Raw genomic sequence first — 13,297 nt, 5'->3', positions numbered from 1 at the left:
AACGAAAAACACAGTATTTAACGTATTTATTTAACGCTAAATCCTTTTTCTTCAATAAACTTTTTCATGAACGGCCGTGCTTCTTTATTCAAGCTCGCTGTAATTTGCTCACTCCACGACATATCTTTTTGGCCACTAGTACGGCTATGATAGTACGTGCGGACATTTTGGTCGTAAGCTTCAAGCTCAACGCGATCTAATTCTTGTTGATAAGTATCTTGATGAACAATTAACGATTGAGGCAGGCGGGGCTTTAACTCTGGCTGTTGATCTGGGTAACCCAAACACAGGCCAAATAATGGTAGTACATGCGTTGGCAACGCTAATAAGTCAGCAACGTTCTCTGGGTTATTACGTATTCCGCCAATATACACGCCACCCAAACCAAGTGACTCTGCTGCTATCATGGCATTTTGCGCCATTAAAGCGGCATCCACTGCACCAATCAGTGTTTGCTCGGTAAAGCCTAATTGTGCCTGAGGGTGAATTTGAATATGTCGGTTAAAATCAGCACAAAAGACTAAGAACTCTGCTGCCGAAGCAACGTAAGATTGACCACCAGCATACTCAGATAACCGTTCTCGCTTAGCAGGGTCGGTAACACGGATCACACTGACGCACTGAATAAAGCTTGAACTCGATGCTGCAATGGCACAATCAAGTATTGTTGATAGCTGTTCTTCAGCTATAGGCTGATCTGTAAACTTACGGATAGAGCGGTGAGCAAGTATAGTATCAATGGTCTGATTCATAGATATCCTTATCTTATAAGTAATCAATAGTGAACCGTTAAATGTAACACAGCCCACTATTATTCATATAACAAATAAAGCATACCTATAAAGCGACCGAATTTAGATAAAAGTAAGAAATATGCTATAAATTCTCATCAAGTGCTGTTGGCGTTGTTAGTTTTTTACAATCACACATCTGCTCTAAAATACTTAATAGCCTGTCTTTGTTTAATGGTAACGGATTGCCTTTTATCGCATTAGATAACAGTGCATCTTCTGCTACTTCATCGTACATAATGTCACACAGGCCATATTCAGATACCGACGGTAAGTTAAGTCGTTTAAGCGTACGTTTGGTCCATAAGATGCCATCGATGATCTCTGCATTCATCCGCCCTGTTAAAATACAAGCGAGCTGACGGTAACGATTTAGTACATCAGCACGCCCCGCCTCCCTAGCCGCCAATACATTTTCTTGCATTACAAATGGTGCTAGCTGAGCGGTAATTAAACCGTGTGGGGCCTTCAACCTTCCCCCCAATGACGATGCTAAACCATGTGCAGCGCCAAGTTTAGCATTCGCCAAGGCCATCCCACCTAGCAATGCTGCAAAAGACATATCTGAACGAGCCCGTGGATCATCATCTTCACAAGCCGCCAAAATGGCGCCTGATAAGCGGCGTAAACCTTCCTCACATACCATATCGGTTAACGGGCTTGGTTCGCCGCACACGTAAGACTCCATCAGATGAGTAAAGGCATCCATACCGCAGCAACCCGACATTACCGGATCCATGCCATACGTTAATGTTGGGTCGATAATAGCCAGATCAGGCAACATGTCAGGGCTGCGCAGGCTAACTTTTACATTTTCTTGTGCTGAACGAAGTACTGCATTTTTACTGACTTCAGAGCCTGTTCCTGCTGTTGTTGGTACCGCTATGAATGGTATCGGTTTGGCTTGAAGCGGTACATTGCGTCCCACAACCTCAACATAGTCATAAACACTGCCTTGGTTTGGGATCAACGCTGCTAACGCTTTACCTGCGTCAAGTACACTACCGCCACCAATAGCGACAATCATATCGGGTCGAAACTTCCGTCCCATAGCTGCCATTTCTTCAACCATCGCGATCAATGGCTCACCATGCACGGCGACTTGTTGGTAACGCATATTCTGTTGTTTAAAGTAGCTGATTATCGATCCAGCACGGGCACTATCTCGCCCTGTCACTAGCAGTACGCTATAACCAAATTGATTTAGTGAAGACAGCGAATTATTCAGCGCACCTTCGCCAAAAATAATCCGCGTAGCGGTCATAAACTGAAACATAGGCACTCCATTCCACAATACGTATACCCAAGCAATCTTTAGATTTTACGTATTAATCATGTCGTTCAAAGTCACTTGGGTATAAGTAATTATTATCGAGTGTGCCCTGATCTAAATTCCCTTTTTTGATTCTGAGCAAATTTTATACAGTGATAATCACCTTAAAGCTAATTATTCGCCTCGAGTCACATTTCACTATTGATAGAGCACTTCCCCCGAAGTCATAAAAATGAAGCCAATTTAAAATATTGCTGTCATTTCAGGTATCTACTCTTCTCTCCATTAAACATAACAACTGATTATTCATTTTTTATTTTCTAGGGACAAAACCATGAAACACGCAGCACTTACAGCAGCAATCTTAGCCACTTTATTATCTGGTACAGCCAGCGCAGCAACTGTTTACCAAGATGAAACATCTTCTTTAAAGGTTGGTGGCCGTGCCGAAGCACGTTTCAATATTTCAGATGAAAACAAATCTGACGATGACAATACTGACTCTTTCAAAGATAAGAGCCGTGCTCGTGTCAACCTTAAGGGTCGAACCGAAATAATGGACGGTTTGGGCGCTTTCGGTACTTACGAGATGGAAATTAATAGTGGTAAGGATGCGACGGTTGATACCCGCTACCTCTTCGCTGGCCTAGACACCCAAGTGGGGGCATTCTCATACGGTCAACAAGATTCAGCTCAGGTAATCCTGACTGACTTCACCGATATTCTTGCGACATTCGGTGGTGATGCCGCCGACCTTATCGATGGCAACAAAGATAAGCGTGAAAATAACTTCGTTTACTCTGGCTCATTCAATGACCTAACAGTGACTGCTAACTACATTGCTAATGAAATAAAAGATACTGATACCTACGGTATTTCATTCGTATATTCATTACCAATGGGGCTCGATTTGGGCGCGGGTTATGTTGACGGTAAAGAAGATGGCGATGACTCCGATCAGTACAACATCACTGCCGCTTACACCATCAATGATTTCTACGTTGCTGGCCTTTATGCTGGTGGTTCAATTGGCAATGCTGACCTAACCGCTTACGAATTAGCAGCTGCTTACCAATACAACCAGTTCACTTTCCAAGGTGTCTACAACTACCAAGAAGTCGATGCTAACGGTGTAAAGTCAGATGAATATGACTACTTTGCTATCGAAGGCATCTACAAGTTCAACAGTGATTTCCGCGCTTATGCTGGTTACCTATTCGAACAAATTGATGGCGCTGATGACCAAATCCAAGCGGGTGTACGTTACGACTTCTAAGTTCCAATTGTACCTCTAGCGAAGCTGGGCATATTGTCCGGCTTTTGCGTTTTTAATTTAGCCATGTCACTTCAATCGGTTTTATCTATCACACCAAGAGAGAAAACCTTCTTTCTCATTGCGCACAGTCACGTTATAGTTACCTCATCAAATTTTAGGAGAGAAATCATGTTTGTTGTTATTTTTGGACGTCCGGGTTGCCCATTCTGTGTTCGTGCTAAAGATCTTGCTGATAAGCTAAAAGAAGAACGCGAAGACTTTAACTACCGTTATGTAGACATCCACGCTGAAGGTATCAGCAAAGCTGATCTAGAAAAAACTGTGGGTAAGCCAGTTGAAACGGTACCTCAGATCTTTGTTGATCAAGAGCACATCGGTGGCTGCACAGAATTCGAAGCATACGCAAAAGAAAACTTGGAACTCTTCCAATAATCATTTTGTGATACAGAATGCTGCAATAAGTGCAACATATCCCATAACAAATTCTTAAAAAGGCTGATATTTCAGCCTTTTTTATTGCCTTGCTAAAATATACCAGCAAAAAACATTGTATTTTTTATTAAAAATATCACTTTTTTCGGTATGACCTTGTAGCAAAATCAGCTAAAATTTCATCACTTTGTTGCTGCTCTCTCCGGAAAAAATGTTGTGAATATCGATGTCGCCGCCCTCCTTCATCAAAATGATATTTTATTGCTCTTTGTTGTTCTGACTGTTGGCTTAACTGCAGGAAAAATCAGAATAGCAAACCTTCAAATTGGTAACTCCATTGGTGTTCTCATTACAGCCTTGCTGTTTGGAAATGCAGGGTTTACCTTCGACGCGGAAGCCTTAAATATTGGCTTTATGTTATTTATCTTTTGCGTTGGTATAGAAGCAGGCCCTAACTTTTTCGGTATTTTTTTCCGAGATGGTAAGCACTACCTGATGCTTGCTCTCGTGGTGATTTTATCTGCCATCACGATCACGGTCTTCATGAGCCGCTATCTAGGCCTTGAACTTGGTCTTGCGACAGGTTTAATGGCCGGCTCACTAACGGCAACCCCGGTACTCGTTGGTGCAAAAGACGCTTTAAACAGTGGACTGGCCGGTATTGATGACGCAAACCTGATTCAGCAAATGGTCGATAGCCTAAGCGTCGGTTACGCCATGTCATACCTTATTGGTCTTGTCAGTGTCATTGTACTCGCCAAGCTAATGCCTAAATTGCAGAAGCAAAACCTTGCAGAGTCTTCACAGCAAATTGCCCGAGAACGGGGCATTGGTGAAAGCGCACAACGCAAAGTATACCTACCTATTATCCGTGCCTATCGCGCTGGCCCAGAACTGATCAATTGGATTGATGGCCGGAACCTTCGCGAGTTGGGTATATACCGACAAACCGGCTGCTATATCGAACGTGTTCGCCGTAACGGTATTTTGGCGAACCCAGATGGTGATGCCATCTTGCAAGAAGGTGATGAAATTGCGTTGGTGGGTTATCCCGATAGCCACGCGCGACTCGACCCAAGCTTTCGAAACGGTAAAGAAGTTTTCGATAGAGACCTACTCGATTTGCGTGTTGTCGAAGAAGAGATTGTTGTTAAGAATGACAGTATTGCAGGTAAGCGGTTATCAGAGCTGAACCTATCTGAATACGGCTGTTTTCTTAACCGCGTCGTTCGTGCCCAAATTGAGATGCCGATGGATCATAATATCTTGCTAAGTAAAGGAGATATTCTTCAAGTGAGCGGTGAAAAAAGCCGTGTATTGGGGCTTGCTGAGCGCATTGGTTTCATTTCAGTTCACAGCCAAATTGCCGATTTATTGGCTTTCTGTTGCTTCTTCATTATTGGCTTATTGGTTGGAACCATTACCATGACCTTTGGCCACATTGCTTTCGGTTTAGGTAGCTCTGCTGGATTATTAATTGCCGGCATTACACTTGGGTTCCTTCGAGCTAACCACCCGACATTTGGTTATGTACCTCAAGGGGCACTAAATATGACCAAAGATCTTGGCTTAATGGTGTTTATGGTCGGTATTGGCTTAAGTGCGGGTTCTAACCTGTTTGAATCACTGGAACAAGCTGGCTTGACTGTTTTTGCTGTCAGCCTAATGGTGAGTGTTATTCCTGTGGTATTGGCCTATTTATTTGGCGCTTATATCCTGAAAATGAACCGTGCTTTACTGTTTGGTGCCATCATCGGTGCACGTACATGCGCCCCAGCAATGGATATGATTAACGAACATGCTCGAAGTACCATTCCAGCACTCGGCTATGCCGGCACGTATGCAATCGCCAACGTATTGCTCACCATTGCCGGAACACTATTTATTATATTAAGTTAATGTAAAACACGATATAGCGACGACTCTATTCTCTCTACGCCCCTAAAATACCATTGGGGGCGTTTTTTCGCGTGCTCACACTCGAGTCAGGCCTGATTCAGTCCTATCAACTACTATATACCCATAATAATCATTCGCCAGCTTCGGCTCTATTCAGTATATTGGATAGATAAAATTCTATTGGTAATCAAAACTATGCGTATCCTAATTGTTGAAGATGATCCTATTCTTAGCCACCACCTAAAATCACAGCTAAGTGAACTCGGCCACCAGGTTCAGTGTGCTGGAACAGCAGAAGAAGGGCTGTTCTTTGCCCAAGACTATCCAAATGATATCGCGATTGTTGATATCGGTTTACCTGATCGTGATGGTATTAGCCTAATTAAAGATATTCGCCAGAAAGGCTTACGCCTACCAATACTTATCTTAACGGCCCGCTCAAATTGGCAAGATAAAGTCACAGGACTTGAAGCAGGGGCTGATGATTACTTAGTTAAGCCATTTCAAAAAGAAGAAATGGTTGCGCGCCTAAGTGCGCTTGTACGCCGTAGCGCTGGGTTTGTAAAACCAGAAATGACCGCGGGCGATATCCGTGTCGACCTACTGGCTAAACAAGTTTTCATACACGAGCACTTACTAGAGCTCACTGCTTTTGAGTATGATTTGCTAGAATATCTAATGCGTCATAGTCGCCAAGTGGTGTCTAAGCAACGCCTGTTGGATGTGCTATATGAAGATCAAGAAGGCGATCCGAATACCATTGAGGTAATGATCAGCCGCCTACGTAAAAAATTCACCAGTAACGGGCAAGATAACCCTATTTCTACTATTCGTGGTCAGGGGTATATCTTCGAACTACAAGCACAATGAATCGAATTATTCAGCCAAGACTACGCCGCCGAGTGCTTGTTACCTCGGTAGCCATTATCGTTCTTATTACATCGGCTTTAGCGGGTGTAATAAACCAGCTGTATAGCCAAAGCTATATGGCGGCTTATTCGTCAGAGTTAGTCGCCCAGATGCCGATGGTGGTCGCCCAACTCAACCGAGCAGGACTGATAAAAGATGTCGACCAATGGATAGACTCTGTTGACCCATCAGATACTGATTACATGTCAGTCGTTTGTGATACAACCGATCACACTATTTGGCTGTCTGCTGAAGCTAAAGAAGCCAACATCGGTAATATTTGTAAAGAGTTACCAGATAGTATTCCAGCGCCTACTCTTATCGAGACCCTGAATGGTGAAAGCTACATTGCCTACAATATGAGTCAGGAAAGAGAGGGCAATAAAACCTTCCAACTGGTTGTGCTTCGCTCTGGTGACTCATACATTTCGTCGCTATCACAATTACATAAACGAACGACCTTTTACCTTGGGCTGTTTGTCTTGATTGCCATTGCGTTTTTAATTGCCGCGTTCCATTGGAGCTTCCAACCACTGCGAAAACTTGCATCACAGCTTGATCAGATGACTGACGCCAAGCGAGATAAACTTGATGATAATTTTCCAATGGAGCTACAAGACGTCACCCTAGCACTTAACCGCGTCATTGAGATCAGTAACGCTCAGAAAGGCCGATATCGCCATGCAATGGATGATTTAGCCCATAGCTTAAAAACGCGCTTAGCTGCAACCAATGCACTATTAGATGATAAAGACATCCCTCGTTTAGAGCTAAATCAACGTGTGATGGAACAAATCAGCCAAATGGATGAATTAGTTCAGTACCAACTTAAGCGTGCAATGATGGGTCAGCAAGGCCTGCAAAAAGATAAAACAGACCTCAAACCTGTTATCGACAGCTTCGATCGCTTACTGAGTAAAGTATACGCTGATAAAGATGTGAAACTTGGCTACCACTTTGACTTCAACCTAAAACTGCCGGTTAACCGCAGTGATTTAATGGAGTTATTGGGTAATTTGCTTGAAAATGCCTATCGCTTTTGTATCAGCGAAGTGCGCCTTTATGTCGATGAAAAGCGCGATCACTTTATTATTCGTATTGAAGATGATGGCCCAGGCGTAGCTGAGGATGTACGTGAAGCTATTTTCCAACGCGGTGTACGGGCTGATCAGCTCAACCCCGGTCAAGGTATTGGCTTATCAGTATGTAATGAGATCGTTCGAAGCTATCAAGGCACGATTCATGTTGAAACAGCTTCTATTGAAGGCGCGTCTTTTGTGATCAAATTGCCAAAGCAATAACAAGAACGACTTTCATTTACCGTCGCATAAAATAAAAAAACCGCCTTCCGGCGGTTTTTATTTACCTCGCGTTTTTATTGACTTAAACGCAGGTAGCTCATAAACGTATTAGATGTCTTTAACATCAAATTCTACAAGCGGATTAACATCAGCCGTGTAATCAACAGACTCAAGACCAAAGCCAAACAGGCTTAAGAATTCATCTTTATATTGTTGGTAATCAGCGACATCGAATAAGTTTTCGTTCGTTACGCTTGGCCATAGTTCACGACAATGCTTCTGGATGTCTTCACGAAGCTCCCAGTCATCAAGACGTAAACGGTTTTCGCTATCCACCTCTGCAGCGCTACCATCATCTTTATAAAGACGCTGAGTAAACATGCGGTGGATCTGCTCCATACAACCTTCGTGTACACCTTCTTCACGCATTTTCTTGAAGACCATTGCAATGTAAAGAGGCATAACTGGAATTGCTGAACTCGCCTGAGTTACGACACTCTTAAGTACCGCAACATTGGCTGAGCCACCTGTCGCAGATAGCTTATCATTCAAGGTTGATGCCGCACGGTCAAGATCCATTTTCGCTTTGCCTAGCGCACCGTGCCAGTAGATTGGCCATGTGATTTCAGTACCAATGTAGCTGTAAGCAACAGTCTTACAACCATCAGCCAATACACCAGCTTCTGATAATGCATCCACCCAAAGCTCCCAGTCCTGTCCACCCATAACGGTAACAGTGTCTTCGATTTCTTGCTCTGTTGCTGGTTCAATGCTTGCTTCAATCAACACATCTTTATTGGTATCAACAGCTGTTGCCGTATATGTTTCGCCCATTGGTTTTAGACTAGAGCGGATCACTTCACCCGTTTCTGGCATCTTACGAACTGGCGATGCAAGCGAATAAACGATCATGTCAATTTGACCCAAATCTTCTTTGATCAGATCAATGACTTTTTGCTTTGCTTCGTGAGAGAAAGCATCACCATTTAAGCTCTTAGAGTACAGACCTTCTTCTTTAGCAAACTTATCGAATGCTGCAGAGTTATACCAGCCAGCAGTTCCCGGTTTCTTTTCAGTACCCGGCTTTTCGAAGAACACACCAATTGTTGATGCACCGCCACCAAAAGCAGCAGCAATACGAGACGAAAGGCCATAGCCACTTGATGAACCAACAACAAGCACGCGCTTCGGCGCGTTGGCAATAGCGCCTTGGGCCTTGGTATAAGCAATTTGCGCTTTGACGTTTTCTTCACAGCCCACTGGGTGAGTGGTTGTACAAATAAATCCACGAATTCTAGGTTTGATGATCATTTTCAACTTCCCTTACACAATTGACTGTAGGATAAAAGGTAAATGACAAATTCGCATTAAATTTATGAGCGAAAACGCCAATTTTCGCAGTGGTTGGAGGTGTTCTTTGCCATTTTGTGAGCTAATGACATGATAATTAGACATAAAAAAGTGCCACGCTTTCACGTGGCACCGTTGAGGCAATTGGTTTACGTTGTACTTAAATCGTCGGCCTAAGCAGCCTTACCCGATTGTAAACTCCCCTTTTTAAAGTGGGCTGCAGAGAAGTGATCAACTTGAATCGCTTTCTGTCTAAGCTTATCAGCACTCAACATTTTTTCAGCATCGCTTTCAGTCATAATACCTGCACTAACAGCAGCTTGTATTTTTTCTGTTAATGGCAGTTTCTTAGAGATCTCACCCGCTTTAATCGCTTTGGTCAATTTACGCTCTAAGTCTTTAATACCATACATGGCAACAAAAGCGCGCTCCATAATGCCAACAGGATCATCTTCTTTGTCTCCGACATAACATAGCTGTGTTAAACGCTCACGCTGTTCTCCAGGTGTCATCAATAGTTTCGCAATTTGAATTGATAGCTCATCTTTCGGTGCCGCGTAATGAATTCCCACCGGGAATAGTAATGTGCGTAATAGTCGGCCAACGCCCTTACGAGGGAAATTTGACAACACTTCGTCAAATGCGACACCACACTGATGCAAACAGTGTTGAACGGCATAATGTACCAAAGGTAAATCTTGTTGTTGTCGCCCTTCATCTTCAAAGCGCTTCAATGTAGCTGATGCTAAGTAAAGATAGCTAAGTACGTCGCCTAAACGGGCTGACACCATTTCACGGCGTTTCAACTCACCACCTAAACTCAGCATGGCAAAATCAGCCGCAACCGCTAAGGCCTTACTCATACGTGACATATGTTTATAATAGGTGGCAGTCTCGCCACTCACTGGTGCGCGGTTAAAGCGTGAACCTGTGAATGCATTAACCATCGACTTCGCGACATTACCAACTGCAAAGCTAATATGCTTCGAGAGTAACTTATCAAAGTCTTTTGCTGCTTGCTCGGTATCGGGGTTAGCTGCCGCTTCCATTTCGTTTAGTACATATGGGTGACAACGCGTCGCCCCTTGACCAAAGATCATCAGATTACGGGTTAAAATATTGGCCCCTTCAACCGTAATAGCGACAGGCATGCCTAAATAATGATGGCCAATATAATTCATCGGCCCAAGCTGGATTGCACGCCCGGCATGAATATCCATTGAATCATTCAAAATGGTACGAGCCATTTCTGTCATATGGTATTTTGCAATGGCGGTAACAATCCCCGGCGTTTCCCCCATGTCGAGTGATGTCGTTGTTAGCGTTCGCGAAGCTTCAAGCATATAGGTGTAACCACCAATACGCCCCATCGCTTGACCTACCCCTTCAAAATTACCAATCGACATACCAAATTGTTTACGTACATAGGCATATGCGCCTGTTGTTCTTGCTGTTAGGTGGCCAACGGCTGTCCCTAATGCGGGTAAGGAAATACCACGCCCTGCTGATAAACATTCCACCAGCATTCGCCAGCCTCGGCCGACATAGTCTTGACCGCCAATAACCCAGTCCATAGGAATGAACACATCGTTACCACGTGTTGGACCATTCATGAAAGCAAGGTTAAGGGGATCATGGCGCTCGCCGATTTCGACGCCTGAGTGATCTGCTGGGATCAAGGCACATGTAATACCGAGATCTTGCTTGTCACCAATCAACCCTTCAGGATCTTGTAATTTAAACGCTAGACCTAATACTGTCGCCACAGGTGCTAAAGTAATGTAACGTTTATTCCAACTAACTCGAATACCAAGTACTTCCTCACCTTGATACTCACCATAACAAACCACCCCCATGTCAGGGATACCGCCAGCATCAGACCCTGCCTCAGGACCTGTTAATGCAAAACACGGAACATCTTCACCATGAGCAAGACGTGGGAGCCAATAATCTTTTTGTTCTTGAGTTCCATAGTGAGTCAGTAATTCACCAGGCCCTAATGAGTTAGGTACCATCACACAAACAGCAGCACTTAAGCTTTTCGTTGCTATCTGGGTAACGATGGTCGAATTTGCATGGGCTGAAAAGTCTAAGCCACCGTATTCTTTACCAATAATGAGGGAGAAGAACTTCTCTTTACGTAAATACTCCCAAACATCAGGCGGCAGATCTTTATCTTCCTGAACAATCTGATAGTCATCTAACATGTCTAACAATGTTTTGAGTTTGGTATCGATAAAAGTTTGCTCTTCAGCATTTAGCGCGGGTTTGGGGTAAGTCAGTAACGTATTCCAGTTTGGTGACCCACTGAATAACTCACCATCCCACCAAACGCTGCCAGCTTCCATGGCTTCTCGTTCAGTGGAAGAAAGTGGAGGTAGCACTTTCTTAAACATTTTAAATGCGGGATCACTGAGATAGCGTTTTCTTAGATTAATTAACGTACTCATGTTTCAGGTCCTTTTGTCTCATATTGTTATTGGTTTTTTACAGTTATTACATCTATCGTGTTCCTGTATGCGTATCGCAGATCAGCGATAGCGGTTGATCTATTGGGGCTGCTACACCAGCAGCCAAATAAGGAACCATGCGCTCTATTAAGTCTTCTGTGGTTACCTTACGGGAAAAATCATTTTCAGCGATTTCACACAACGCTGTTGTGGAAGCCATAGTGAATACTGACGCGCCGAGGGTGAAATGTAAGCGCCAAAACAGTGTTTCAGGGTCTAGTGATGGGTTTGCTCGACAAACAGCGGTAGTAAAAAGCTGCAAAACATCGTTATAGCGGTTAACGATAAACCAGCGTAAATGCCCTTGAACATCGGTATAACCCCGGCCGATCAATGACATGAAAACAGTTGCTCCCCGAGGTCTAAAATCATTTAAAGAAACCAGTGGAGCTTTAATACAGCGAAATACATCATCCATTGAGAAGTCATCACGAGTAAGTAAGACTTCCAAATCAGCTTGAAGTGCAGGTAAAAATGCGTCGAGATACCGACTTAATACAGCTCTTACTAAGGTTTTTTTATCGCCATAATGATAATTAACCGACGCAAGGTTAACGCCTGCCTTACTAGTAATTGCCCTCAATGAGGTATCTTTAAAACCATGCTCAGCAAATAACAGTTCGGCAGCATCCAGAATGCGAGCTTTGGTTTCTCCCTTTCCAGCCATATTCATTCACCCGTATTAAACACATGTTTAAACTTTACATCCTGATATCATTTTTAACAAGCGTTAAACACCAGCAGTTGTACAAGATCTTGATAACCATCTTTTATTCATGAAAGTTGCGACATTGATCGTCTGTTTTGATGCCATAGAGCGACGTATAGCATCGGTAAAAATGTGTATCACTCCAGTTTCATGCGACATTTTTGAGAATGCGGAATCTGATCAAAGTTAGAGAAATTTCAAAAAAAAAGGAACAAAGTTAAAAAAAGCAGGTCATATGTTATGCCACTGCTTTTTCTTAGAAGACATTCTTCGAAACCCGTCCCTTCATGGAGATGGGTTTTCTTTATTCTACAGAGTGCAAATTTGTCTTCAGCTATCCTCTTAACAATAATCAAATGAGCCACTTTATATCCAATCTAGAACATTCCACTTATCAACAAGTTATAAAAAACATAAAAAATAAATTCAAAATCAGGAACAAAATACAATTAACAGAGTCTCAATATATGTCATTAAGATTAAAGAGTTTCAATGTTAGCTGGCCGCCAAACACGTATTCATCTCTTTAATCAGCTATGGTACTGCTGCTAAACTCCTTATTGTGTAAATAGATTTCGCCCGCTGACTTTCAGCGGGYTTTTTTTTGCATCTTGTTTMGCTCCTGTGCAGCAATAGCGGTATAGGGAAAGTATCTGCATCTTTTTTKAAATCATTTTGAACTAATCCATTTYAATGCAGTCCTATTTATAACATTCAAATTAAAAGAGCCACGCGACAATTACTGCCTCGCTCTTTTAAAGCTTGATTGMCACTGCTGCTAAACTCCTTATTGTGTAAATAGATTTCGCCCGCTGACTTTCAGCGGGYTTTTTTTTGCATCTTGTTT

The 13,297-nt window shown here is 43.0% G+C and carries 10 protein-coding genes; 5 read left to right on the top strand and 5 right to left on the bottom strand.

All coding sequences use genetic code 11. The features are described from left to right. Positions 1-26: 26 nt before the first annotated feature. Together nfsA and L4D09_RS10480 are read right to left on the bottom strand one after the other, a co-directional pair. A complete protein-coding gene (gene nfsA / locus L4D09_RS10485; protein WP_428457455.1) occupies positions 27-752 on the bottom strand; it encodes an oxygen-insensitive NADPH nitroreductase in 726 nt (241 codons plus the stop codon). A 124-nt stretch (positions 753-876) separates the two neighbouring features. Then, complete coding sequence (locus L4D09_RS10480; protein WP_428457454.1) at positions 877-2,067, bottom strand: iron-containing alcohol dehydrogenase; 1,191 nt, start codon at positions 2,065-2,067, stop codon at positions 877-879. Positions 2,068-2,398: 331 nt separating this feature from the next. Here L4D09_RS10480 and L4D09_RS10475 point away from each other — a divergent pair, with 331 nt between their 5' ends. The 5 genes from L4D09_RS10475 (at position 2,399) to L4D09_RS10455 (ending at position 7,881) form a co-directional block, all read left to right on the top strand. Continuing rightward, the gene (locus tag L4D09_RS10475) at positions 2,399-3,340 is read left to right on the top strand and encodes a porin (protein ID WP_428457453.1); all 942 of its coding nucleotides are present in this window, start codon (positions 2,399-2,401) and stop codon (positions 3,338-3,340) included. Positions 3,341-3,508: 168 nt separating this feature from the next. Continuing rightward, on the top strand, positions 3,509-3,772 hold the full coding sequence (locus L4D09_RS10470) for a GrxA family glutaredoxin (protein ID WP_428457452.1): 264 nt from the start codon (positions 3,509-3,511) through the stop codon (positions 3,770-3,772). Between the two features lie 216 nt (positions 3,773-3,988). Then, positions 3,989-5,671, top strand: a complete 1,683-nt coding sequence (locus L4D09_RS10465) for an aspartate:alanine antiporter (RefSeq protein WP_428457451.1) — start codon at positions 3,989-3,991, stop codon at positions 5,669-5,671. A 195-nt stretch (positions 5,672-5,866) separates the two neighbouring features. Then, positions 5,867-6,541, top strand: a complete 675-nt coding sequence (locus L4D09_RS10460) for a response regulator (RefSeq protein ID WP_428457450.1) — start codon at positions 5,867-5,869, stop codon at positions 6,539-6,541. Then, positions 6,538-7,881: an ATP-binding protein gene (locus L4D09_RS10455; RefSeq protein WP_428457449.1), complete on the top strand. Its 1,344-nt coding sequence runs from the start codon at positions 6,538-6,540 to the stop codon at positions 7,879-7,881. Before L4D09_RS10460 ends, L4D09_RS10455 begins: the two co-directional genes overlap by 4 nt. Before the next feature lie 108 nt (positions 7,882-7,989). Here L4D09_RS10455 and fabV read toward each other — a convergent pair whose 3' ends face one another. The 3 genes from fabV to psrA all read right to left on the bottom strand — a co-directional run bounded on the left by fabV (position 7,990) and on the right by psrA (position 12,408). Beyond that, positions 7,990-9,192, bottom strand: a complete 1,203-nt coding sequence (gene fabV / locus L4D09_RS10450) for an enoyl-ACP reductase FabV (protein WP_428457448.1) — start codon at positions 9,190-9,192, stop codon at positions 7,990-7,992. A 212-nt stretch (positions 9,193-9,404) separates the two neighbouring features. Then, positions 9,405-11,681: an acyl-CoA dehydrogenase gene (locus tag L4D09_RS10445; RefSeq protein ID WP_428457447.1), complete on the bottom strand. Its 2,277-nt coding sequence runs from the start codon at positions 11,679-11,681 to the stop codon at positions 9,405-9,407. A gap of 52 nt (positions 11,682-11,733) precedes the next feature. After that, positions 11,734-12,408, bottom strand: a complete 675-nt coding sequence (psrA, locus tag L4D09_RS10440) for a TetR family transcriptional repressor PsrA (protein WP_428457446.1) — start codon at positions 12,406-12,408, stop codon at positions 11,734-11,736. Positions 12,409-13,297: the final 889 nt, after the last annotated feature.

This window comes from Photobacterium makurazakiensis (genome assembly GCF_050336715.1).
Taxonomy (GTDB): Bacteria; Pseudomonadota; Gammaproteobacteria; order Enterobacterales; family Vibrionaceae; genus Photobacterium; species Photobacterium makurazakiensis.
This window is presented reverse-complemented; position numbering and strand designations above follow the sequence as displayed.

Bases quoted from the DNA above. Each gene is read 5' to 3' on its own strand.
- nfsA (WP_428457455.1), bottom strand. From the start codon at position 752: ATGAATCAGACCATTGATACTATACTTGCTCACCGCTCTATCCGTAAG.
- L4D09_RS10480 (WP_428457454.1), bottom strand. From the start codon at position 2,067: ATGTTTCAGTTTATGACCGCTACGCGGATTATTTTTGGCGAAGGTGCG.
- L4D09_RS10475 (WP_428457453.1), top strand. From the start codon at position 2,399: ATGAAACACGCAGCACTTACAGCAGCAATCTTAGCCACTTTATTATCT.
- L4D09_RS10470 (WP_428457452.1), top strand. From the start codon at position 3,509: ATGTTTGTTGTTATTTTTGGACGTCCGGGTTGCCCATTCTGTGTTCGT.
- L4D09_RS10460 (WP_428457450.1), top strand. From the start codon at position 5,867: ATGCGTATCCTAATTGTTGAAGATGATCCTATTCTTAGCCACCACCTA.
- L4D09_RS10455 (WP_428457449.1), top strand. From the start codon at position 6,538: ATGAATCGAATTATTCAGCCAAGACTACGCCGCCGAGTGCTTGTTACC.
- fabV (WP_428457448.1), bottom strand. From the start codon at position 9,192: ATGATCATCAAACCTAGAATTCGTGGATTTATTTGTACAACCACTCAC.
- L4D09_RS10445 (WP_428457447.1), bottom strand. From the start codon at position 11,681: ATGAGTACGTTAATTAATCTAAGAAAACGCTATCTCAGTGATCCCGCA.
- psrA (WP_428457446.1), bottom strand. From the start codon at position 12,408: ATGGCTGGAAAGGGAGAAACCAAAGCTCGCATTCTGGATGCTGCCGAA.